Source organism: Candidatus Zixiibacteriota bacterium (assembly GCA_029860345.1).
Lineage (GTDB): Bacteria > Zixibacteria > MSB-5A5 > GN15 > FEB-12 > JAJRTA01.
In genome coordinates this window covers 263951-287896 of the sequence record JAOUBJ010000005.1, presented here as the reverse complement: position 1 = coordinate 287896, position 23946 = coordinate 263951, and the positions used below count along the sequence as shown (strand labels likewise).

At 55.6% G+C, this 23946-nt stretch carries 20 protein-coding genes; 15 read left to right on the top strand and 5 right to left on the bottom strand.

Features of this window, described 5'->3' with window-relative positions; genetic code table 11:
• Nucleotides 1-289 precede the first annotated feature (289 nt).
• Entirely contained in the window at nucleotides 290-631 is a 342-nt protein-coding gene (locus OEV49_07555; GenBank protein MDH3890927.1) for a hypothetical protein, read from the bottom strand.
• A gap of 244 nt (nucleotides 632-875) precedes the next feature.
• On the opposite strand from OEV49_07555, the gene OEV49_07550 reads away from it, so the two are divergent.
• Nucleotides 876-2399, top strand: a complete 1524-nt coding sequence (locus OEV49_07550) for a hypothetical protein (protein MDH3890926.1) — start codon at nucleotides 876-878, stop codon at nucleotides 2397-2399.
• Nucleotides 2400-2549: 150 nt separating this feature from the next.
• Here OEV49_07550 and OEV49_07545 read toward each other — a convergent pair whose 3' ends face one another.
• A complete protein-coding gene (locus OEV49_07545) occupies nucleotides 2550-3272 on the bottom strand; it encodes a hypothetical protein (protein MDH3890925.1) in 723 nt (240 codons plus the stop codon).
• Between the two features lie 53 nt (nucleotides 3273-3325).
• On the opposite strand from OEV49_07545, the gene OEV49_07540 reads away from it, so the two are divergent.
• The 10 genes from OEV49_07540 (at nucleotide 3326) to OEV49_07495 (ending at nucleotide 10851) form a co-directional block, all read left to right on the top strand.
• Nucleotides 3326-3682: a hypothetical protein gene (locus OEV49_07540; protein ID MDH3890924.1), complete on the top strand. Its 357-nt coding sequence runs from the start codon at nucleotides 3326-3328 to the stop codon at nucleotides 3680-3682.
• The gene (locus OEV49_07535; GenBank protein ID MDH3890923.1) at nucleotides 3660-4031 is read left to right on the top strand and encodes a hypothetical protein; all 372 of its coding nucleotides are present in this window, start codon (nucleotides 3660-3662) and stop codon (nucleotides 4029-4031) included. Before OEV49_07540 ends, OEV49_07535 begins: the two co-directional genes overlap by 23 nt.
• Before the next feature lie 238 nt (nucleotides 4032-4269).
• Nucleotides 4270-4689, top strand: coding sequence for a hypothetical protein (locus tag OEV49_07530; GenBank protein ID MDH3890922.1), 420 nt, complete (start codon nucleotides 4270-4272; stop codon nucleotides 4687-4689).
• A gap of 13 nt (nucleotides 4690-4702) precedes the next feature.
• Nucleotides 4703-5806, top strand: coding sequence for a hypothetical protein (locus OEV49_07525; GenBank protein MDH3890921.1), 1104 nt, complete (start codon nucleotides 4703-4705; stop codon nucleotides 5804-5806).
• A gap of 51 nt (nucleotides 5807-5857) precedes the next feature.
• Nucleotides 5858-7273 carry an exo-alpha-sialidase gene (locus OEV49_07520; GenBank protein MDH3890920.1) on the top strand — a complete coding sequence of 472 codons (1416 nt, stop codon included), beginning with the start codon at nucleotides 5858-5860 and terminating at the stop codon, nucleotides 7271-7273.
• 2 nt (nucleotides 7274-7275) lie between these two features.
• The gene (locus tag OEV49_07515) at nucleotides 7276-8088 is read left to right on the top strand and encodes a hypothetical protein (protein MDH3890919.1); all 813 of its coding nucleotides are present in this window, start codon (nucleotides 7276-7278) and stop codon (nucleotides 8086-8088) included.
• Nucleotides 8089-8098: 10 nt separating this feature from the next.
• Nucleotides 8099-8473 carry a hypothetical protein gene (locus tag OEV49_07510; GenBank protein MDH3890918.1) on the top strand — a complete coding sequence of 125 codons (375 nt, stop codon included), beginning with the start codon at nucleotides 8099-8101 and terminating at the stop codon, nucleotides 8471-8473.
• A 1-nt stretch (nucleotide 8474) separates the two neighbouring features.
• Nucleotides 8475-8759 (top strand): hypothetical protein, encoded by a 285-nt coding sequence (locus OEV49_07505; GenBank protein ID MDH3890917.1) that lies wholly within the window; start codon nucleotides 8475-8477, stop codon nucleotides 8757-8759.
• On the top strand, nucleotides 8756-9520 hold the full coding sequence (locus OEV49_07500; GenBank protein MDH3890916.1) for a hypothetical protein: 765 nt from the start codon (nucleotides 8756-8758) through the stop codon (nucleotides 9518-9520). The genes OEV49_07505 and OEV49_07500 overlap by 4 nt, the downstream gene beginning before the upstream one ends.
• A gap of 149 nt (nucleotides 9521-9669) precedes the next feature.
• The gene (locus OEV49_07495; protein MDH3890915.1) at nucleotides 9670-10851 is read left to right on the top strand and encodes a hypothetical protein; all 1182 of its coding nucleotides are present in this window, start codon (nucleotides 9670-9672) and stop codon (nucleotides 10849-10851) included.
• Between the two features lie 135 nt (nucleotides 10852-10986).
• On the opposite strand, the gene OEV49_07490 is transcribed toward OEV49_07495, so the two are convergent.
• A complete protein-coding gene (locus tag OEV49_07490; GenBank protein MDH3890914.1) occupies nucleotides 10987-13080 on the bottom strand; it encodes a hypothetical protein in 2094 nt (697 codons plus the stop codon).
• A 191-nt stretch (nucleotides 13081-13271) separates the two neighbouring features.
• Between OEV49_07490 and lipA the strand changes: the two genes are divergently transcribed.
• Together lipA and OEV49_07480 are read left to right on the top strand one after the other, a co-directional pair.
• The gene (lipA, locus tag OEV49_07485) at nucleotides 13272-14129 is read left to right on the top strand and encodes a lipoyl synthase (protein ID MDH3890913.1); all 858 of its coding nucleotides are present in this window, start codon (nucleotides 13272-13274) and stop codon (nucleotides 14127-14129) included.
• Nucleotides 14130-14228: 99 nt separating this feature from the next.
• The gene (locus tag OEV49_07480) at nucleotides 14229-15746 is read left to right on the top strand and encodes a response regulator (GenBank protein MDH3890912.1); all 1518 of its coding nucleotides are present in this window, start codon (nucleotides 14229-14231) and stop codon (nucleotides 15744-15746) included.
• On the opposite strand, the gene OEV49_07475 is transcribed toward OEV49_07480, so the two are convergent.
• Complete coding sequence (locus tag OEV49_07475; protein MDH3890911.1) at nucleotides 15724-16818, bottom strand: site-2 protease family protein; 1095 nt, start codon at nucleotides 16816-16818, stop codon at nucleotides 15724-15726. The two genes, OEV49_07480 and OEV49_07475, sit on opposite strands and share 23 nt — an antisense overlap.
• A gap of 171 nt (nucleotides 16819-16989) precedes the next feature.
• Here OEV49_07475 and OEV49_07470 point away from each other — a divergent pair, with 171 nt between their 5' ends.
• Both OEV49_07470 and OEV49_07465 read left to right on the top strand, forming a co-directional pair.
• Nucleotides 16990-18690: a radical SAM protein gene (locus OEV49_07470; protein ID MDH3890910.1), complete on the top strand. Its 1701-nt coding sequence runs from the start codon at nucleotides 16990-16992 to the stop codon at nucleotides 18688-18690.
• On the top strand, nucleotides 18687-19856 hold the full coding sequence (locus tag OEV49_07465) for a glycosyltransferase (GenBank protein MDH3890909.1): 1170 nt from the start codon (nucleotides 18687-18689) through the stop codon (nucleotides 19854-19856). Before OEV49_07470 ends, OEV49_07465 begins: the two co-directional genes overlap by 4 nt.
• Before the next feature lie 43 nt (nucleotides 19857-19899).
• Here the strand turns inward: OEV49_07465 and OEV49_07460 are convergent, their stop codons facing one another.
• Nucleotides 19900-23940 (bottom strand): hypothetical protein, encoded by a 4041-nt coding sequence (locus OEV49_07460; GenBank protein ID MDH3890908.1) that lies wholly within the window; start codon nucleotides 23938-23940, stop codon nucleotides 19900-19902.
• Nucleotides 23941-23946: the final 6 nt, after the last annotated feature.

The following is a 23946-nucleotide window of genomic DNA, read 5'->3' as shown; positions in this document are numbered from 1 at the left end:
CCATCCTTCGACAGCGCTCAAGTTGGATTTGTCAGGAGCGCAATCCGCGGCTGCGGTCTGACCTACAAGAGCCGTCGCGCGGGGTCGCACAACGGTACAAAACACTCGGGGTGGAATGACGGCACCAGAACAAAGGCGGGTTCACGCCGCGGCGCGCGGGCGAAGACGGACCCGCCCTACAAAAGCAGATGGTCGTTCGACTGAAGATACTGAGGCACAAAAGAGCGCCCTTCAAGGGGAGGATCTCAAAGGGCGCGAGAGGGCGGAAGGGTTGGGAACGTAGGGGAATCTAGCTTTGGCTGATGTAACCCGTCCGCAGAGTAGGCGAAGTATCTAACTGATCCAACTTCGCCTTTTTGACATCAAGAACTCTGTTATCTGAAACGTCCAAACGAAGTGTGGCAGAGGCCAGGATAGTCCTCGGGGGTTTCAAAAAGCCGGGGAACCAGTTGGGATGAAAGCGGCTGCGTCCAAAGGAGGCGTGGGCGGTGTGGGCCTTGTGAATACTCATGGTGGACGAGACCTCGGCGCCTTCCACTGAGGACCAGGTGATGGTCATACCGAGCACAAAGATCACCAAGGCGATCAGCCATTTCATACTGTGGCTCTTCTTGTTCTTGTAAACGGTCATAACAATTACCTCAAGTTTTCTGTCTACGTTTCCAACCACTCAGTCTAAAAGCAAAGGTAATGCCCACTTAAGACAAAGTGGGGGGGCTTTATGTACCAGTCTGTGAGACAGTCGATTAGGTGGTTCGGCGTGCTGTTTGACCGGCCATAATCTGGTGTGTTCTTAGCAACAAATTGCGCATTAGGGTCGGTGATTTGTTGCAATTGGATTGCATGGGTCGGTTGGTAAAGCAAATGGAGGTAAAATGAGCGCAAGTCTTGGCCGTGTCACCGCCAAGCTGGCCGAGCCGGCTGAACAGGTGAGTGCCGATCTGGTTGAATTGATAAACAAAAACGTGAACCCTCCGACGCCGATAGTGGCTGATGACGTCTTTGTGCGGGCAATGTATATCGTGTCTGATGAAGTCAACAGCTTCGGTGGGCGGTTTCCTGTCGAGGAGCATAAGCGGCTGGTTGAACTTCTGATCGACTCGCCGGTGATGGTCGGGCATCGCAAGGACAAACTGCCGATCGCGCGGAATTTCCATGCCGGGACGGTGGAGCGTGAAAATCGTCAGTGGGTTAAGAGCTATTTCTATTGGCTGAAGAGCGCCCAAGGCGCCGACAATCTGCGTGAAAATATCGACGGCGGGATTTACAAGGAGTGTTCGATCGGCTTTACTTTTCTGATGCCGGAGTGCTCGGTCTGCAAGAAGGACATCCGCACCTGTGAACATGAGCCGCTGGCTGAGTATGAAGTCGACGGCGAACAGGTATCCTGCCATTTTAATTATCGCAAGATTGAACGGGTGCTGGAGACCTCGCTGGTCTACCGGGGTGCGGTCAACGATACCTCGGTGTCCAAAGAGTTGAAGGCCGAGGCGGCTGACGTCGCCGGCCAGTCCCTGTCGGCAGAGGTGCCTGCCGAGTTGAAGGACCTGTCTGAGCTGAGTGATGCATCTCAATGTCTGGTGACGCCGTACTACGATGGACTGATGGTGAGAGTCAGCATGGTCGACGGCCAGATGAGACTGTGCCGCCTCGACGGGGAGTTGCTTGGGGAGGAATTCTGCAATCGGTTTGATCTTGATCAACTCGCGGAGTATGAAGAGTTGTGTGGGTTGTTGGTGCCGTATCGCGGTAAGGAGCGGTTGAAACTGTCGGCTTTAAGCAAACTACTGAGCGGACAACCATCACATGCATCTCGACTGGAGCTGAAACTGGTTCCGCAGAATGGGTTGGACCCGTCGAATCTGTCCAGGAACGGCAGGCCGGATCGTATCCGAGTGTTACGACACGAGGTTGTCGCTTCCACGCAGGTAGACGAAGCCGCGCGTTCTGTAATGACACGGGATGGTGTCCGGGTGTGGAGCCTCGACGAACTTCCGCCGCAATCTTTGGGATATCGATATTGTCCCCATGGCGGTAAGCAGTCGCTGGGTAGTTATCGAGTGTGTCGCCCGGCCTGGCTGGACGGGATGTCAACCGGCAGCGACGATTTGACCTTCATATTTGCTCACGAGGGTGAGCGGGGGAGGTTTGTGGTTCGACAAGGGAATCAAGCGCGCCTGGCCAGAGGGGCACGGTTTGTGGCCGACGAAGTTCCGGTGGAGGATGTAACTTTTGAAGAACTCTCCACCATGGCGAGTGGTCGGTTGGTGGAGCTGTCGCGGCAGGATGGGGGCTACCTGCTGAGGCTGTCGGGAGCGTTGGAAGGCTGGTTTGCTCTGCGCAGGATCAAGTTGGAGGGGCGGACGCGCTTTTTGTTCTACCGTCGGAGTGTCAGTTGATAAACGCTGCCTGTACTGTTGGCTGGCAGGTGCGGTCTGGCGACTCGCCCGACTGCTTGGGGGTACCGCCGTAGGTGTCTTGCGAGGTGGCCCTACACCATTTATTGGGGCAGATGAGGACATTTGCCGCCCACAGGTTTCGGCGGGTAGTTACTGGTAACTGATGAGACTGAGGACGCGCTTGAAGGAGCCGCCTGAGATGTCAAGTCGGACGAGTCCTATGTTGGGGACATAGTACTCCCGCACGATGGCGACGGGGTCGGTGTCGTCGTAGCGCTGGTACAAGCGGACATCGAATTGATAAGCACCGAACGATCCGGCCGGGACGGTAACCTGGGGATGCGCGACATACGACTTGGAATGGTGAAAACCGAAGTATGAGTAATAGAAAAGATGCTGCACGTCTTCGAGTCCGACCTGCAAAAGCGGTACGTACCCACCCCACGAATCCGTGGCCGAAAGTTGGCGCGGCATCATTACCGGTGGCACCGGCAGGTATGTGATCTGGGGTGTACCGACGGTGAGCGGCCAATATCCATTCTGAATGACCGATTGATCACTGACTTTCAGGCTGATGATCGGCTGGTGGTTGTTGCCGATGGCCCAGTCCTCCAGGTCGCCGGTGATGGTAAAGGTGTCGTAGCTGGTGCTGACATAGAGATTGAAGGAGCTGTCTCGAATGGAGTCTATACGGATATAGACCAGTGAACGTCCGTCTTCCAGACCAAGCAGGTCAAGGCCATCGAGAGCCCCTCCCGATGAACCTGAGGGACCGCCTTCTTCACCGCAACCGATCAGAAAGCCGGCGGCGAACAGACCAACCAGAAGCAGCCGAATAAACAGGACGGCAATATATGGACGTTCATCAGACATGCGACCAAGATCCAGCGGGCCGGGATGGCGGTCAACAAAAAAAGGAGCAAAAGGTGGCTGACGAGCACAGTGGTGGCATTCGTTTGAACGGTCCGTTACTTCGATTCGTGACGGTCGTATTTGGGATCGCAGCCGGCTATTTTCTCACTATCCAATCGTTGAAGATCGAGCTGGCCGCCAAGGCTGAAGCGGCGGTTGTAGAAACGCTGGACAAGAAACTGGCCGGTTTTGAGGTGATTCTGAAGCAAGGGGTGGTAGATAAAGAGACGTTCTATCGTTTTTCGAAAGAGATCGAGGCAAGGCTCGCCCGAATCGAGTATCACCTCATCAATAAACCAGGAGAGAACATTGGAGACGAACAATCCTCACCAGGAATACATCGATCGAGTGACGACCAGTCTAACCGATGACGGCATGGCGCTGATCGATTTCGACGAGTTGAGACAGTGGCTTTGCGATGTGGCGCCTGTGCTGTCGGACATTGGGCGGTTGCAGGATGAATGTGCAACGTTGCGCGAAGACATAGTGGGTCGTATCAGCGGTATGATGAAAGCGGTGGCGGCGGTTACACGATCCGACTCGGGTCTTGAGAGTATCGCCGACTATCTCGAGGCGCTGCCTCAAATGACTGCCCAGGAGCTGGTCCGTCAATATCGTCGAACGTCGGCCCGTTTTCGTGATGCCTTTCCGGCCAGTTTCAGCGGCACCGGTTGGTATTCAACTCGACGGCGGTCGATGGACCCCGAGCTTTACAAATGAACCGGAGGGATTTATGGAAGTGTTGATTGACTTCTCTTCTGCGAACCGAAGCGCCTCCAGGCGCCGGTGCAGTTGGGTGACTGGCCTGACTGTCTGTGGATTTTGAGGTAGGTGTCGGGCGGGGTCGCCCTACACCACCTCTGCATGAGACGTTTGTCAACAAGCTCATAAGTCCCGGCCTTGTGGGATTCGCTCCCGGCCGAAGTATTTCAACTTTCAATGAACAAAAGGAAACGAGATGGCAGTAAGAGATCAGAACCTGGATGCGGTAGCGCCGGTGCTGGCCACCTTTACGATCAAGCAGACGGCCAGTGTCGATGATCTGAAAGATACCAACATAGGCGAGCCGGTGATACTGACAGACGACGGCGAAGTGGGACCGTGTGGTGACGGCGACCAACTGTTGGGCAGGCTAATCAGTTTGACGTTAAACGACGGTGACGACGGCGACCGGCTGGCTTCGGTGCAGGTCGGCGGGGTCTGCCGCCTGGCTATTACCACTACCTATCCCGTAGTGGGTAATCGGGTGGTCTGTGGCGCCAGCGGAACGGTCAAGCAGGCTCCGACGGTGGCCTCCGATCCGGCCGGTGGCAACGTGGCACGCGGGACGGTACTTGAAGTGAACGGTACAACCGACTGCGTCATTCTGCTTAACTAAGAAAGGACCGAAGATGAATTTCAATCAGTTTTTGAATTCGGCCGCCTTTGTCAATTTGAACCGAGAGATCGAACAAGCGACAACGGAGATTCCGGTGGATCTGACCAGGGCGACGGCGGTTGAAGTAGGACGCGATCTTTACACGGAAGCGGAGAGCCGCGGGCTTACGCTCTCAGAACTGCTGGAGTGCGAGGAGTATGATCCGACGCCGACCGGTTGTCCGCTTGATGCTTTTGAACGGCAGCTGGCCCTGGCCGGTGTCCGGCTCGGCGGCAAGTCGCCGACCACGGTGGAGCAGTTCTATCAGCAGGCGCCGGCTTTGTTGCCGGAGTTCATGTTGCGCGAGGTGAAGAAGGGTCAAGCCATGCGGCCGGAATTGGGTCGTTTGATTGCCAACTCGACCAGCGTGGCATCCAACAGTTACACGCCGTTTTTCATCGATACCTCGGACGACACCAAGTTTTCGCTTCGTCCTATCGGTGACGGCGCCGATGTGCCGCAGCTTTTGGTAACGGAACAGAACCATGCGGTCAAGGTAGCCGACTACGGTTTGGCTCTCAAGACCAGCTACAAGGCGCTTCGTTATCGCAGCAGTTCGCAGTTCCGCGTATTGTTGTGGTACATCGGTTTCAGAATTCAGAGCGACAAAATCGCCTTGGTCGTTGACACCATTATCAACGGTGACGGTAACTCAAACGGCGCTACGGTGGTCAATACGGCTGTCAGCGCCACCCTGGATTACGACGACTTGATCAGTCTGTGGGCGCAGTTCTCGCCGTTTGAAATGAACACGATTGTCTGCCATATCGATCAGATGAAGACGATCCTGACCCTGGCTGAGTTCAAGGACCCGATGGCCGGTTATCGTTTTCAGAACACCGGCGATCTGTTCAGTCCTTTGGGCGCTCGTTTGGTTCGTTGTGATGACGTTCCAACCGACTATGTTCTCGGTCTCGACAGCCGCTTTGCGGTCGAGGAAGTGATCACTCAGCCGTTGACTATCGAATACGACAAAGTCATCGAACAGCGTTTCGAGGAAGCCGTGATTTCCGAGTCGGTGACCTATGCCAAGGTCATCAAAGAAGCGTCGGTGGTGATGGACAGCGTTTGGACCTAATACCCTGCCGGGGGATCGCCCGGGGCGGTCCCCCCGCTGAATGAGAGAACGATGCAAAAGAAGATAACTGAATCAAGTGCTACCTATCCGGTCGGCCTGCCCCCTTCCAGGAAACTGTTAAAGGTGGCATCGGGACAATACCGCGGGCGGCTGGTGGCTGTCGTGCAAACGGCGTCCGGCGATATCGAGTACAGTTGGGCAGACCGGCCCTACGGGACGTGGTCGACCCCTGCGACCATCGCGTCCGATGCAGCCGACGAACCGTGTGACTGTTTGATGGACACCAACGGCAACATTCATGTTGTCTACAGCGAGGTCACGACCAAGTATCTGGTGACGAAGAAGCTCTCTTTCTCGGGCGGTAGTTGGTCGATCGGTTCGAAGGTGACCGTATTCAACGGCGCCGAGGCGTACAATCCGTCGGTGACGATTGAAGCCGCGGGGACTTTGTGGGTGAGTTGGTCGCATCTCAATACCGGGTCATACTACCTTCACGCAAAATCCTCGACCGATTCGGGAGCGACCTGGGGCAGCGGTCCGGCCGACGATGGTGATGAACTCAGCAATGCCGCGTCGGAGCTTTACAGCAAGGTCGTCATAGGTACCAGTGACATATTCATCGTCTACAGTTACGACGGCTCAACGTTGTCGGTGCGTTCTCGTCCGATCGTGGGCGGCAGTTGGACGACGGCCGTTGATCTGGCTTCAAGCGCCAGCAATATCGATGATCACTTCGACGTGGCCGTCTCGGACAACGGACTACTGGCTGTGGCCTATGATCAGGCGGCCTTGAAGTATCGTGAGTACGATGGGGCCGTTTGGAGTCCGGTGGTGGACCTGGATGCGGCCGAGGGCAATAGCCCGCAGGTGTTGTTTAACGTGAACGTACCGGTGGTGGTGTACCTGTCGCAGTACGCAACAGGGCAGGAGCAATTGATGTACACCAGCCGTGAGACGGGTAGCTTTGTGACACCTGAACCTCTGGACTCGGGTGCGGGAGCTTTTGACGAAGTCCTGGTTTATGACATCGGGTCATCCAGCTACAATGATCTTACGGCCGCTGCGGCCAGTGGCACGCCAGCGGACGTCTATCATTCCAGTAGCTCCACATTGTTGAAAATTCTCGGGGATACTGTGCATATCGGGATGGATCGTCGATTCCGTTATCTTCGCATACTCCTGTCAACGGTTGGTGTGGGTGGAGTCCTTAAGTACTCCTATTGGGATGGCTCGGCCTGGATTGCGTTCACGCCGGCGGGCGGCGCCTACGATTTCGATGCTTCGGACAAGGAGTTGCTCTTGTGGAACGACTACGACGCTACGCCCGACGACTGGCAGAAAGAAGCGCTGGGCGATGATGAACGTTACTGGGTGCAAATACAGGTAACGACCGGCTTCAGCACCGGTCCGGTGGGCAGTCAGATAACATCGATTTCCAACGCCGGTGCGGTTATCGTGAGGAGGTAGGGATGTCATATACTAATGTGGAACTGATTCGTCACCACCTGGTCAGTGCCTTTCCAACGGCCGAACAGGTGGTCAACCAAGCTCTGTATTTCAAGGGGGATGACTACCTGCCGTTTTTCAACGGCGCTATCGACGGTTCGGTGCTCAAGGTGAAGACGCTCAAGAGCAACAGCTTGTCGCGCTCGAGTATTACCCTGGGCAGCAGTCCGGTAAGCGTGGCGGCCTCGCCGATTGCGCCGGGCTCGGTGGTGGTGGCAAGCGATAGTTCGATGGGTACGTTGTATGTGGAGAACACAGACTATGCCATCGACTACAGTGTGGGAACCATCGCGGTCAAGTCGGGCGGGTCGCTAAGTGTCGGCCAGGCGGTGACGGTATGGTATCAGACGTTTGCGACGTACACCGATGGCGCAGACTATCAAGTAAGAGTCGACTCCGGCGAGATCAAAAGAGTGGTATCCGGCGAAATCATCGACGGCGAAACGGTCTTTCTGGACTACTCACCGATTTATGACAGTTTCAATGATGATGTGCTGAACAACGCGGTGGCTGAGGCCAACAGTCTGGTCGAGCAGGAGGTGGACCCGGACGGACAGTTCGGTGCTGACCGTACTTTGCAGGCGGCGGCCACTCAGCGCGCGCTGGCGATTGTTTGTCGCACCGCTGCCGCACGGGAGTTGTCCAGTCGTCGCGGCGAGGATCGTACTGCACTGGCCTGGATGAAACTATCCGATCAATACGCAGCCGGTAGTGAGCAACTCCTTAACCGATTCCGCCCACCGGCCCAGGGTCCGTCGGCGCCGGTACACAGCTAAGGGAGATGATATGATATCAGGATTGGAAAGAGCCAAGTCGCATCGGGTATGGTTTGTTCCCGAGTTTTCAGCCTGGGGGTTGGCCGGGTGGAGCGAGATCGAGTTTGTTGTCCAGGAACAAGTGCAGAGTACCACATCGGTTCTGTATGGGACTATCGATATTGGAGATGTCGCTCAACAAGTAACGTTTGCCAATCTCACCGACCATCGCGGTAACCAGCTACCTCAATCGTTGTCATCGCCACGGGTAATTGTTCGACCGCGCAGTGTTGAGACGGCCTTCGTTGTGGGTGAGGAGTCGACTGAGGGCTTCAAGATAGCACGCGACCCGGATGCATCCGGTCCGGTGCTGGTTGATCTGTTGATAATTGAGATGGGCGATTAACGTGAAACGAAACGCAGGGAAACCACCCGACGGTTCTCCCTGGTTGAAGCTGTTTGATGAACTCATCGAAAGGTACTACCGTGAAATCATTAAGCATGCTGAAGAAAACGCCAAATTGGGAGACCTGATCAAAATGGTTGAACTAAGGCATAAACTGACACCGGGCGGCGCTGATCAGAAACGGTTTTGGAAACTTGTGGATGAGATTCGCCAGGGCATCCCCGAAAAGAAGCCGGCTAAGAAAACGACACGAACGAAAACAACGACCTCCAGGAAGAGCAAGTGAGAAGCGCGCTCCACAAAGTGGGTGTGGCTGTCATGATTGGGTTCATGGTTACCGCATCGGTGTCGGCAAGGGTAGACACGCTGAAGGATACCTCCGACATTGAGGACTGCCTGATATACTCGTATGCCAATTGCGACCCGGAAGAAACAGGTGAAGATTGCACACGCTTCAACGGCGGCCGTGTGATCAATATGGGTGTTGGAAACGGCGGATGTTGCGACGAGCTACGGGTAGTCTTCAAGCTTCCGGGATGGAACGATACAATTCCGGATTCTTCGGAGTTGAAAGTATACTGCTACATCCAGAGCGGTATTCTGGCCCGACAATTGATCGCTTACCCTTTGACCAAGGAGACTTTCGAGGGCAGCGAGAACAAACACAATCTGGGTGACTATCCGGACCCGGACTCAGGCGCCACCTGGCTGCATGCCTATCTGGATGTCGGCGACGGCGACTCGGTCAGTTGGACCTCGGCCGGTGGTGACTACAATACGGCGGTGGCGTGCAGCGTCAACGTCACCGGCACCGGACAGTACTTCACTATGAAGAACTTCAACCGTATGCTGACCTATTGGGATACCTCGGGCAGTAACTACGGCTTCATGTTGGTAAACAGCAACGACCCACCGGTGAACCTTAGCCGCAAAGTGATCAAATCATCGGAAAGTGGCGCCGGGTATTATCCGTTACTGCTCTTATATACGGCCGATACAACGCAGGTGCGACGTTCGAAGGTGGTTCGGTCGCTCTTGAGAGATTAGAAACTAAAGCGGGCAAGGGAGTATGATGCGGAGTGTGATTTGTGCCTGGTGTACGTCCTCGTGCGCCACGTTTGTATTGGGGAAGACGGGGACAGCCACAAGTGGCGTCCAACTGCCGCCCACAGACACATTTTTGCCAGGAAGGGAGTATGATGCGTAAACTATTACTGTTGGGAGTCGGTCTTTTATCAGCGGCGTCGCTGTTCGGTGGTATTGTCAACAACTCGACATCGACACCGACGGCCGAAGATTCTTTGTCGTTTTTGTTTTACTCGGTGGACAGTCTGGGCAATGCCACAACGGCTGACTCGTTCTACGTTTTGGTGAGTGGTCCTTCGGGTGATGTAGCCTACAAGGATTCGGCTGCAATTTCCGATAGCCGGGTGAGCTCGGTTACTATTCGAGCAAAACAGTTTTATTCATTCAAAGATCAGGTGTCCAACCTCGACGGCAGCGGCGACGCAGGGTCCTACTGTATGACCATTCTTGCCAAAAAAAACACGGGTGGTCTGTTGACGCCGAACGTCTATTCATTTCAGATTATCGGCGACGAACTCTCCGACCAATTGGCTTTGATTGACGACTCGGTCAATGTCAAGGGCGGGGCGGTGGATTCCAATCGTACCGAATTGGGCGGCGACTCGGCCACCACGGCCGGCTGGGTGTGGAACACTCAGCAGAGTGGTCACACCACCTCGGGCAGTTTCGGCAAGTACCTCGACACCGAGGTGTCGGGAGTATCGTCCGGCTCGGGAGCTTATTCGTTCACGATACAAACATACGATTCCGGCGTGGGGTTGGCCATACCTTACGCATCGCTGGGTGTGCGAAGTGTTGACCAGTCATCGTTGGTTGCGGTTGGCCGGTCCGACAATCTGGGGCAGGTCGCTTTTAATCTGGATGCCGACAGTTTTCTGGTCGTGGCTTCAGCTTCGGGTTACGTTTTTGGCGGATATGACACTGTCGTAGTGTCGGGCGCGGGTGTGGACACTATCTTCTGTGACCAATTTGATCCCGGCGCTCCGGCCTTCCCGACTTTGTGTCGGGTTTATGGGCATCTTTTCACGGCCGATGGTGTGGCTGAAGAGGATGCGGCTGTCAGCGCCTGGCTGCCTTCGGGGGTGGCTCGATTCGGCATGACCGTAATCTCGCCATCGCCTGTGAGCACGACCAGCGACAGCACCGGGTATTTTTATCTGGATCTGGTGCCGGCGGACTCACTGATACCGTCCGGGACAAAATATGAGTTTACGATCAGTCTACGCGATGGAACAATTCTCAGGCAGCGACTGACTGTGCCGGACTCGACCAGTTGGCGTCTGACCTGGTAGCTGGCGGCCGAACGTAGATAGCATCAAGGAATTGTCAGTGTGAAAAAGGCCGCCAACTTGGGCGGCCTTTTTGAGAAGTTCTGCGGATCACCCCCAGCCGAAATGACCCAGCCATGGGGAGTGGAGACATGGCTCTTAGTGGCAGGGGGGATCAGCCACTCCAAAAGTAAAGTTCATGTAGTAGACAATGTCAGCGATATTGACAAAGCCATCGCAGTTGGCGTCGGCCCGCTCGGCGCCACCGACGGGTGCCGGTCCGGCCGCGGTGAGAAAGTCTATCAGCCAGACCAGATCGGAAATGTTGGCATTTTGGTTGCCGTCGTAATCTCCCTTTACGTAGAAACCTTGACAGGCATACTGCAACAGAACGGTAGTGGCATCCTGATGCCCCGAGCCATCATGACCATTGGCCGTGAAGTAATACAGACTGTCTTCGTCCAGGTTGAACGGTGCCCATCCAAAGAACCAGCCGTCGCCGCCCGAGAAGTCGGCCCCGACCGTGACGCGATTGACGACGTAATCTTTCGGCAGCAGGGACACCATCAAGTCAATATTCTGCCAACTGCCGTTCAGGTTGACCTGGTTGATACCGACGCTGTTGCGCATCGGTATATCAGCCATTGCCCCGGTCAGCGGATTCGATACCCGGATCAGGTAACTGCCGTCGCCCTGGGTCCAGCCGGGGAATCCGTCGACGGCCAGCCAGGTGCCGGGGTCGCCGCTCAACGCAATAATGACGGCGCGCTCCTGTTCCTCAAGCCAGATTCGCAGGTCGAAGTAGCTGGGATTGCGTCGATAGTCGAATTCGAGAGCGTTGCCGATGGCGCGAAAATACGCATCGAGCCCCGCCAACATGTCTTCATCATAGGTGCCGTTGTTGTCGTAGGTGTCAAACGAGGTTGCCAGTCTGTCGGTCAGTTCAAGCACTGAGAGAACGGCTGTGCCTTCCTTGATGAGAAATTCGTAACCTCGCCCGCCCCACAAGTAGGTAGCCAGCGCCGCAGCCCCCGGCGCCACCAGATGGTTGCCGACCGACGATACGTCCACGGTGGTCAGACCGGCTGAATAGCCGACGCTGCCGGGGCGTCTTTTGATGTCGATGTAGGCAATGTCTTCGTCATTGACGGACATCAAGAGGTTCAACGTGTCGCAAAAAACCTCTGCGTTTTCAGGGCTCAGAATTGTCGGTGTCGGCGGCGTTGGTTCAAGATAAACGGCGACGCTATCGGCAGAGCTGCGACCGAGTGTGTCGACAGCCGTTGCTCGCAAAGTGTAGTTCCCTTCGCTGAGAGCAGAGAAGTCCCAGTCGTAGCTGAAGCCGTTGCCGCCGCTGACAGAATTGGTGCCGTCACGCAAGGGAGTGCTGCCGTCGAAATCTCTACCGATTTCAACGAAGCCGCCTCCTGAGGAGTATTCGAAGGAGACGTAATCGATGATGCCCGATCCCGATGATTCGGACGCCCAGATGTTCCCGGAACCGAAAAGTGTGCTGTTGTCTGAGGGGGCCACCAGCGTTAGTTCCGGTTCAGGATGAGTGCCGCCGCTGCCGCCGGCGATGCCAAGGACATACATGGCCATACGGCCCGGGAAATTGAACTCGCCGCCGGTATTCATCATATCGACCCAGCCGATAGACTCGTCCCAGATGTTATACGAGTTGCACAGTTGGGGGTGATTGTCGGTTACGATGGCCGGATCAGAACCCGGGTATATGCCGCTGCCGAGATAGAAGCCGGCAAAAAACGGTCCGTCGACAACCACCGGCGGGTCCAGTTCGACCCAAATGTCGTAGGCGTCGGGGCCCGGCACGTAATCCTGATAGGTTGGCGAGATCGCAATCAGGGTGTCCGGCAGGGGGCAACTGGGATCACTCCAGTCGATTGCTTCGATGTCGCCTTCGTAGATCAAAGTGGTGGTGTCGGCGAAAGTCAGTATTATATGCACTTCCGTGATAGTGAAGGGATATGGATTTTCGCAACCCTGAGCCGGATCAAGGTAGACCTTGTATAGTTCATCACCGATGATCCAGCCGGTAACGGACCAGGTGAGAGTATCGGCATTGTCGAGAAAGCATGTATCGGCCAGAGCCAGACCGGTGGACTGACGTAGGTTCTTGACGGAACTATATTTGACCGGCGCAACCTGCGCCGTCTGCTTTTGGGCAGGCAGAACCGAAGCGGCCAGAATGGGTATTAACAGAAAGATCGATAGTATCGTCCGGCATGACATGCGCATACTCCTCTATAGCTAGCTATTCCCTTGTTTCTCTTGATTATCGGCCTATCCCCTTATATTATTAGCCGCCCGGCAGGCCAATTGAATTGGTGCGAACAAGTTTATGCCTTCGGGTGTTAGAAGGTGAGTGAAAACAGAAGTTGAAACCGGTCGGAAACAGAGACCGCCAAAGATAGACTCGGAGCATGGCAGTACAGACAATTCAAAAGCCTAAGTGGCTGAAGGTAAGCGGATTCACGGGCGTCGGATATCGCCGCGTTGACCGTATGTTGAACCATCTCAAGCTCAACACCGTCTGCCAGGCAGCCGGTTGTCCCAACCGGGGCGAATGTTTCAATCGAGGCACGGCAACTTTTTTGATCCTGGGGCCACTGTGTACCCGTGGCTGTCGTTTTTGCAATATCGGTACCGGCAAGCCGCAGCCGGTTGATCCTGATGAACCGGCCCGGTTGGCTCAGATGGTAGCAGAACTCAAGCTGAATCATGTCGTGGTAACTTCGGTTAATCGAGATGATCTGCCCGATGGCGGGGCGACTCATTTTGCCAGAACTATTGAAGCGATCAGAAAAGAACTACCCACCGCTTCCATTGAGATACTGACGCCCGATTTTCGAAATGCTCCCCAAGCTATCGACATAATCATTGATGCCCGCCCGGAAGTTTTCAACCACAACGTAGAGACAGTGCCGCGACTCTATCGTCGAGTTCGGCCCGGCGCCGTGTACCAACGTTCGTTGGACCTCCTTAGAGAGGTAGGCCGCCGATCTCAGATCGTCACCAAGTCGGGATTAATGCTGGGGCTTGGCGAAACGGCCGAGGAACTGCGAAGAGTCTTTGATGATCTCGCGTCCATTGAGGTTTCCATGCTCACGATCGGCCAGTACCTGGCTCCATCGAAATCCCATCTGCCGGTTGTTCGATATGTACCGCCGGAGGAGTTTACATCGTTGGGGGAGCAAGCTATGATGGCCGGTATACCCAAAGTCGTCTCGGCACCGTTGGTCAGGTCCTCTTATCGGGCTGAAGAATACGTGAATCTGTAAGCGCACAAATCACAAGTCCAATTATTAAACAGAAGCCCACCGTCCGGTGGGCTTTCCCTTTGATCGTCCGATAGATGAGATGGTGGTAAGAGAATAGTTATGATGACCAGAAACCAACCCATAAGTATTGTTGTCGTCGACGACGAAAAGTATATATGTAACATCATCGTCGAGGCTTTGTCGTCGGAGAAGTACGACGTCCGGGCATTCTCCGACCCGGCTTTGGCTCTTACTCATATAGAACAGAATCCCGTCGATCTGGTGCTGACCGATTTGGTAATGGGCGAGCATACCGGTGTCCAGGTGCTTGAGACCGCACTGGCCAGCCACGGCGACGCCACGGTGATTCTGATGACTGCCCACCCGACTGTCCAGACTGCCATCTCAGTCTTGCGCAAAGGTGCTTATGACTTTCTGGTGAAGCCGTTTCGTCTGGAGTTGCTCAAGGCGACCATCAAACGCGGTTTGGAGCATCAACAGGTGGTTCGTGAAAACCTGCATCTAAAAGGTCAAGTGGAGTTCTTGAAAGTCGCCGGTGCGGCCAATGCCGATATTGAAATCGATGATTTTCTGGCCATGGTAGCTCGCTCCTGTCGCAAAGAAATGGATGCCACCGCGGTCGGCATAATCGAGACAGATCCGCAAACCAAAGAGGTGGTGCGGAAGATATACGCAGGCGAAGAGGAACTTCCACCGGACGGCGTACTCGACAACGCCACTGTCGATAAATTCACCTACACGCGCAGTAGTAAGCCGAGCATTTCCAAAGATGAGATAGACGCAGACGGTGAGACGCGAACACGGATCTGGATATCACAACCGATTTTTGTCAGGCGACGGTTCCATGGTGTCATCAATCTGTTGATCGAATCTCGATTCGACCGTTTGACGCCGGGGGAGATCGATGTGTTGGCTATCCTGGCTAACTCAGCGGCGGCCGCTATTGCCAATTATCGCCATTACGAGGACTTGCACACATCCTACCTTCAGGCCATCAAAGGGCTGGCCAACGCCATTGAAGCACGCGATCAATACACAGCCGGTCATACCGATCGTGTTACCAAGCTGGCCGAACTGATCGCCCGGCAGCTTGGTTGGGACGAACGTCGCATCGAGCATCTCATCATGGGTTGCACTCTGCACGATATAGGTAAGCTGGGCGTCCCCGACGGTATTCTCAACAAGCCGGATCGACTGACCGACGAAGAACGCCGCAAGATGCAAACCCATCCGGAACTGGGACTAAAGATAATCGATGGCATTGATCTCTTCCGTCCAGCCGTACCGTACATCATAGCACACCATGAATGGTATGACGGTAGCGGCTACCCGCGTGGCCTCAAGGGGGAGGGAATACCGATTGAGGGTCGACTGCTGACGGTTGCCGATACGCTGGATGCTATCTTGTCCGATCGACCTTACCGAAAAGGAGCTGATCTTGAGGTGGCCGTCAACGAGCTTGTCAAATACAGATCGACCCAGTTCGATCCGGCCATTGTGGATGTCTTGTTGGACCTGTTGCGGCAAGGGGAGATCGATTTCGCCGCCAAGTACGGCCGGGAAATGGATGTAAGTAAAATCGCTGCTCTTAAGGTTAGCGAAAAGGCATCGGTGTAAACGACAGCGCCAATATCACCAGCGCCACCCACCCCATAATTTTCGCAGCCCTACTCAGGGGGCGACCATCGTTCAGAGTAGGCGGATGATTCATCCCCAGGAATAGCCCGAAGCCTGCGAACAACCACCACATCGGAGTCTGGAAGCCGAGAGCCAACAGGCCCAGAACGGCCAGTTTCCCCAACAGATGCTGGCGTCGTTTCAACAAGCCATAGACGACATGGCCGCCATCGAGCATACCGATGGGCAGCATATTGATGGCCGTGACCAGCAACCCCACCCAGCCTGCAAAGGCGGCCTCGCTCAATGAGTAAACATGGCCTGCCGGTGCCGGTCCAACCAGCAGCCAGGTGGACAGACGCATCAGGATCGACTCACCCTCCATCCCGAAAGGTATGGCTCCCGGCTCAAGTACGTCGGGTGCGATCGTTCCCGTTTGCGAGAGTCCGTACCACAACCAGGCCAGAGCCACCAGCCATCCGGCAATAGGCCCGGCCGCCCCGACCTCGATCAGGTCGCGCCGGTTCCAAAATGGTGATTTGGATTTTATCACGGCGCCAAAGGTGCCTATCAACGTCGGTGCGGGAATGAAATAGGGCCAGGTTGTTACAATATTGCGACGTCGACTGGCTATATAATGACCCATCTCGTGCACAATGAGTATCGACATCAAGGCCAGGGTGAACACCAATCCTGCACCCCGGGACAACGCTTGCAGGGCGCCGTCCACAGCCGCCTCGAAGCTTGGCGCCGACAGGATGAAACGGAAAAACACTGATACGACATATACCGTAAACAGCGTAGCCAGGAACAGGATGATATTCAAAGGCGGAATCCTCACCCGCGCTCTGGGATCTATGTTCAATAGAAGCATGTCACCATCGTTGTCCAGACGAAAACGGTAACCGGCGGTTTGCAGCCGATCAGTGATCATCTTGACCGACCGTTCGCGCTGGTAGCGGCAATTCAAACTGAATACCAAGCGCTGGTTCTGACGATATACGGCCGAAATCTCAAACAGGTCCTGCAAGAGGGACATGATTACGCGTACTTTTCGTTCCTGCTGTTCCATATCACCCGGAATCTAACCGAATACTGCTCTGTTCCCCAGTTTTTTTTGTTTTTTGCCAACTATCGGTCGGCGACCGGTCGCCGGTTTGCACTGTCCAAACGTTGCCGGCATTGCGATGTTGGCCAATTGATCGTATATTGGTTATGGTCTTTACGATGAGAACAACTGCGCGTGGATAATCGGCATCCCTCAGTATACTTGATTCACCCACCTTTGTGGGATATGTACGCCCCACCGGCCGCGACCGCATCGCTGACGGCCTACATGAGGCAGCATGACATTGCCTGTCGGCAGTTCGATTTGAACCAGGCTTATTTCAAAAGCATCTGCGAAGAAGTCCTGCATGATGCTCTCGATGACGCTTGCAACCAGACGGCTTTTCAAAACACTCTCCCCTTTGAGCACCGGGTTGTGCTTACCGGAGGCGAGTTCCGACCCGATCCCCTGGCTGCAGTGGGTCTGACCGAAGCAAATCTGACTTTCAATGACATTCGATCGGGAATTGACAAGTGGGACCTGCCTGGCCTGAATGTCGTGGATGCTCTGATTCACTACGGCTACTTCGTGCGCCAAGGCCGTGCGTTGAACGAGTTGATAGAATCCGAGGCGTGCGCGACAAACACCGTATGCGAATTGACACGCCTCTTTGAGCTTCACTGCCTGCGCGAGATCAACCATGAGCGGCCGAGCGTGGTTGGTTTCTCGATCTCCGGGAGTGATCAACTGGCCGCGGCCGTGATCTGTTCAGCTAAGTTGCGTCGGGAGTATGCCGGTCGAATCGTGTGGGGTGGCTCTTTGATTGGGAACATCCTGCGAAAGCTATCGACATCACAGGACGTTTGGTGGCAACCGTTGGTCGATCAGTTTGTACTCGGTGAGGGAGAAGTGGCCCTTTCCGAATTGGCTTCGTGGAGCGTCGAGGAAGAAGCGTCCGGCCGTCGCTTACCGGACAATGTTATCGCGTCCTCGGACGTCGGCAGGGTAAGCGTGAGCTATGGACGCTTTGAGAAACTCGATGATCTGGAACCGCCCTCATTCGATGGCTTACCCATTGACGATGGATACCTCATGGCGCAACCTCTGCTGCCTTATCAGGCATCACGCGGATGCTATTGGGGGTTGTGCAGTTTTTGCGATCATGAGGAAGGATATCGAACGCACTACCGCGAAAAAGATGCAACCAAAGTCGCCCGGGAACTCACCGAACTGCGACATCGCCATCAGACCGGGCAGTTTCAGTTTGTCGATGAAGCGCTCAAGCCGGATTGGTTGAGCCGGTTGGTGGCGTCCCTGGCCTCGACTGATCCGGAAACCAGGCTGCGATGGTTCAGCTATCTGCGAATCGACAAGGCCCTGACACCTGCCTTGTTGCGTGATACCTACCTGCGGGGATGCCGTTTGGTTCTCTACGGTGTGGAGACTTTTAACCGGCGGCTTATGCGGCTGATGAAGAAGGGCACCAGTCCTGAACTGGTAGAGCGTGTTTTGAAAGACACTCACACCGCCCGTTTGAGACAGGCTATCTGGTTGATAAGCGGATTCCCGACTCAAACCAAAGATGAACTTCAAGATGACATGCAGAAACTATCAGAGGTGTCTGCTGTGATCGACGCGGCCTTCGTCGGTCCCTATCGTCTCGAACCGAACTCCGATATCGGTCGCGAGCCTTCTCATTTTGGAGTGGTCTCATGCGATACCGATGATCGATGTCGTTTTGTCTCCCGGCTCAACGAACGGCTGATCGATTCGTCCGATCTGTTGAAGATCTATTCGGAGGAATACTATCCTCTGGCCATTCGAAGTTCACTGTCGCACAATCGCTACTTGCTCTTTAGGCATGCACTCAAGACCGAACCTGGGACGTCTACATGAGAGTGGCACTTGTTGCATATCCCTTTCTCGATATTCCTCCGGTCGGCTATGGCGGTGTCGAACGTGTCTTGTACAATCTTTCGTCGGCCTTCCGGCAGCGTGATGTTTCGTTTACCTTGTTCAAACCGGGCGGCACTCTTGAAGGTGTCGACTGTGTGAGCTATCTCGATCAACCGTTGGTCGAAAAGTATGAGCATTTTTCGATAGACGATTACCATGCCGAGCTTGAAGGCATCATCGACAACATTGTGGTCGGGCTGGTCGGCGGCGATTACGATATCATCAACACGCATTTCGAAGATGCCGCCCTGGTACGCCGCCTGCTGAAGTTGAACGCGCCGGTTCTTGTGACGATACATACCTTGCCGTACCTGACAGAGTCTTTCGCCGAACTGACGTCGACCCGGCACGAACGCCTGCACTTCTCGGGAGTTTCTCCCGGCCATGTCGAGCAACTCAAAGCGGCCGGCGGTCCGGACACTATATTTACCACACTCAACGGTATCGATGTTCGGAGTTTTGATGCATCATGTGAGCGTCGTCGGTTCATGCTCTATATTGGCGACTTGCTGCCCAGAAAAGCCGTGCTCTCGGCTTGCCGAGCCGTTCGCTCTGCCGGTGCCAGCCTGATCGTGGCCGGTAAGGCGATGCCGGGGAGTGATCGGGACTATGTGGAAAGATTACAACAGGAGTTCTTCGACATTACTGTCGTACCGGATGACCTGGATGCAACCATCAAACGGGTGTGCAGCAGTGACGTGGACGAGTATACCGGCAAGATTGTCCATGTCGGTGAGGTGAACGAAGGGCAGAAGCGATTGCTGCTGAGTCATGCCGCTGCTTTGCTCTTTCCCTCGGGCATGGAGGATTCACGCTGGGTAGAACCTTTCGGGTTGGTAGTGGCCGAGGCATTGGCTTCGGGCACGCCGGTCGCGTCGTTCAACAGGGGCCATTTCGCCGATATTCTCCAGTCGGCGTCGGTTGCCTGTCTGTTTGAGGATCAATCCGGATTCGTTGACAGCATCATGCGCCTTCAGAGGTTCGACGATCATGCCGCATGTCGAAGATTCGCCGAGGAGCACCTGACACTTGAGAATATGGCTCAAGATTATCTCAAGGTGTACGACCAGATTCTGGCCGGCCAAAGAAGCGGTCGGCATAAGTGACACCGACCGCTTCAAAGCGAATCTACAGTCTATCTCGTCGAGTCTATTTTTCCAGTCCACGCAACGAAGCGCCGTTGAAAGTGCGGTTTATCTTGGCCGAGACCGGTCCCTCCGACACATAGAAACTGATCGTCTGCGAGCCGCCATACGGTATGCCCATTTCACCCCCGCCGATAGCCTGACTTTCGCCAAAGACTACGACCGTGACACAGGCGGTACCAATATCGGTGCCCAGTGGATCACCGCCGTCATCAAGACAGGTGACGGTAATGGAGTGATCGCCCGGTGTCAACTCGACGTTGAAGGTGTTGGCCGCACCCTTGGGCGTTACTCCCACATCGCCGCCATCGACGGCGACCAGGAATATGTCGTCGTCGGCTGTGCCGCAATCGGTAACCGTGATCTGCACATTCTTGTCACAACAACCGGCGTCGCATTCATCGATCTCGTCGTCGCCGTCGTTGTCGATGCCGTCACCGCACACCTCCACACCACCACCGTCGCCGGCCCCACTTTCAACGTCGTCCGGGTCGGCGTCGTCGTTGGCGCGGTCGCCTTCGTCGGTTTCGGCTTCATCTTCATCGCACTGGTAGGTACCGTAGGCGGTGCTCATGCTCTCGCGGCGATTTTCGAGAGTGGCCTCCTGGTCAACACATCGGGTAAACTCCGATTCCACGTTGCCGAGGCTGCGATTCTCCGGATCGGTCGCCTGAGCGGCAATGATCTCACCGTACACTCCATAGAGACCGGTCAGGTAGAGCGAATACAATTCGACCTGACTCTTGGAGTTGGTCAAGGCATAAGATACGTCGCTTGAGTTGCAAGCCTCCTCACGCAGTTCGCGCAGACGTTGATCGAAGAACTCAGCCATACCGGCAAACTCGGCGGCCACGCCGTCAAGCTCGGCCACCGACAAAACAAACTCGGCCAGAAGAGCGTCATAGTCGACGACATCCTCGCCATCGTCCTCAACGTCATCGATGTCATCATCGATCTCACTATCCTCTTCGTCGGAGGCTCCACTCATATCAATCGAAATACTGGCACTCACGCTGCCTGAGGTCGGCGTCACGGTTGCATTGCCGCCGGCACTGCTACCGTCCGGCAGAGCCACGTTTGCCGACAGCGACAAGGGCGTGTTCAATTCATGGTCGATAGGTCCCAACGAGAAAGCACCTCCGGCGTCGGTTGTAGCCGTGGCGCCGCCCCCTGCTACCGAGGCGCCGCTGATTGGATTGCCGTCGGAGGAGTTGACCGTGCCGGTGACCGTGACCGGTGAGGTGCCGGCACTCATGGTTATCACAACACCACCGATAGCCGTGGTGGTGCCGTCGAACGTGACCGTGACCGGCCCGCCGGAGAGTTGGGTCGAGCCATCGGTGTGGGTGGCGCTCACAGCGGCCGATTCGTTGGCGGCAAGTTCAACCGGCGGCAATGCAAAGCTGCCGGAACCATCGGTGCTGGTCGAGACGCTGCCGCTGGTGACCACCGCGCCTGCGATACCGGTGCCTTGTTCGTCGACAACGCTTCCGGAGATGGTCACGTCGTGCACTTTTTCCTGCTGCACTTGAAGTACGATGGTCGGCGCCGTTGCCGCGTCGGCCAGCGGTGTGCAGACAGCCGTCCCGGCCACCGGTGTGCCCTGGTGGTCGGTAAGCGACGCGCTGATTGTAACCGGTGTGCCCAACTTGTGTTGAAAAGGTGGCAGAGTGTAATGCCCGGCGCCATCGGTGACGGCGGAGCCACCGGAGGGCACGGTAACGGTTGTGTTGGGCAGTCCTTTGCCGTCCAGATCGTGAACGTAGCCGGAGATTGTGACATCGGTTTCGGTTTCAATATCGAGTGCTATCACCACACCTGAGATAGTGGCGTTGGCGCCGTCAAAAGCAACCGTCTGGGGTGCGCCGCCGTAGGTATTGGCGCCGTCGGTGAGCGTAGCCATGAGGGTGATCGACGAATCTTTGATCAACATGAAGGGTCCGATGCTGAACGATCCACCGGCAGCCACAGTGACGGCCAGACCTCCACCGGTCGCAACGGCGCCAACGACACTAACCCCGTTGGCATCGGTGACTCTACCGCTGACCGTCACAGCGGTGGGGATAATGACCGGGATACTCAGGGTAACGGCGCTGGGCGATGCTCCTTCATAGGTGACGGAGGCGGCGCTCCCGCCGACTTTTATGCCACCTTGCGCCACCACCGTGGGTGTGAGTGTCACGCTGAACGCTTCCTCCTGCCAGTTTTCGGGAACTTCAATCGGTCCGACAACGGCCGTGCCGTCGGCGCCGGTGGTGGCCGAAGCAACATTGTGAGAACATGACACCACAGCGTTTTGCAAAGGCTGTCCGTTGTCATCGAGCACGGTGGCGTTGATTATCCAGGCCGGCCCGGCGGCAGCGCTGTCGCTTGAAGTGGCATCGATGACGATATCAACACCGGCATGGCTCTCGCCTGTGATCTTCACAGTTGCCGACCCGGCCGAGCCGTCCTTGGTGGCCGTGCAGGTTACATCGACGCCCTGAGCAATCTGCACCGTGAGCGTGTAGGATCCGTCGGCAGCAGTCGTGGCGCTACCGAGGCCGGATGCTTGCGGCGCGGCGGCCGTTACGGTGGCTGCATCGCAGGCGACAGCCGCCTGATCGGGGTCGGTATTGATGGTCACCGTGCCTTTGATGACAGCCGACAGGGCACCCTGGCCGAGCGTGTAATCCAGACCGCTGGTGACCTTCTGAGGAAGACGGCCGTCTCGTTCGATAGTGTCGAATTTGTCTTTGGACACTTTTTCGTGGATGGCCTCGTTGGCCTTGCCTTCCATCAGTAACTCATACTGGCCGTCGTCTTCGGTTGTTTCCGAATATGATTTCCCGCCGAAAGTGAACTCCACCCTGGCACCCGTTGAACGGCGTGTGTTGTTGTCGACTTCTTCGTAGACGGTGCCTCTGACCAAGACGTACTTTTCATACTCTTTGATTATTGCATTAACCGCAGCCTGATGCTTGTCGGTCAGGACGTAATTGGCGACGAAGGTTTCCTCATCGAGCCGTCCGTAAAAGTAGGCGTCCTGATACAACCCGAGCTTGTCGATGATGATCCAACCGAGATCGGTTTTGTTTTTCCAGCCGTTGAACAGAGTATAATAACTACGCGCCTCGCTGACGATCTCCGGCTTGAGTGAGTTGGCGCGGCTGGCCAACCAGTCGGGATCAAGGGCGCGACGTTCCAGAAGCAGTTCGTGCCAGCGGTAGACGGTTTCGGCTTCCTTGGAGGCGAGGTATCCGCGCTTGGTGCCCGGGTCATACAGGAAATAGTCTGAGTTGCCTTCGTAGGTCTCGCCGCGCATCCTTGGAAAGATACCCGAGGCAAAGTATACCAGACAGTTCGTTCCACCGGCTGCCTTGAAGGCCGTTTGTTGATCCTGACGGTAGCCGGACTGGGCGCACAGCGAGCCGCCACGGAATTCGTCTATCTTCTTGCCCAGTCGGTCGAGGGCGTTGGCAAAATCGCCCGCTACCTCACCGTATGCTTTGACCCACTTGCCGAGTATCTGTCCCACCAGCGGTATCTTTTCCAATTTGCCGGCCGATTCCTTCAGCAGGTCGCCGATCAGACGAAGTCCGTAAGTGGGATTGTCCTTGGCGTGGTCGGGATCGAACTTTTTGGTGAATTCCCACAGGTTCTCCGCTTCGCCTGCATACTTGTCGGCTTTGTCAAGATAGCCGGATGCTTTTTCGAGTTTGTCCGACAATCCGGCTTTGTCCAGCTCGTTGAACATCTCACGAAGCTGGTTCACCTTGTCGTTGGCGGCGGCGGTCTGTCCATCGCTCAAGTTGAAGAGCTTCTTGGCCAGCTCTATGCCCTTTTCCGGTGAATCACTGAAGACAGCATCATGGTATTCTTTGTACTTGGCCCGGAAGTCGTCGAACTTCCCCTTGCCTTCCTGCATGGTCTTGCGGACTGCTTTCCATTCGTCCTCGGTCTGCTGGATAGCTTCTTTGAACTCGTCGTCGATAGCCATTGTCGGCAATGCAAAGGCGAACAACATCCAAACGGTCAGAGCAAACATGAACGGTGTGCGTTTCATCTTTCA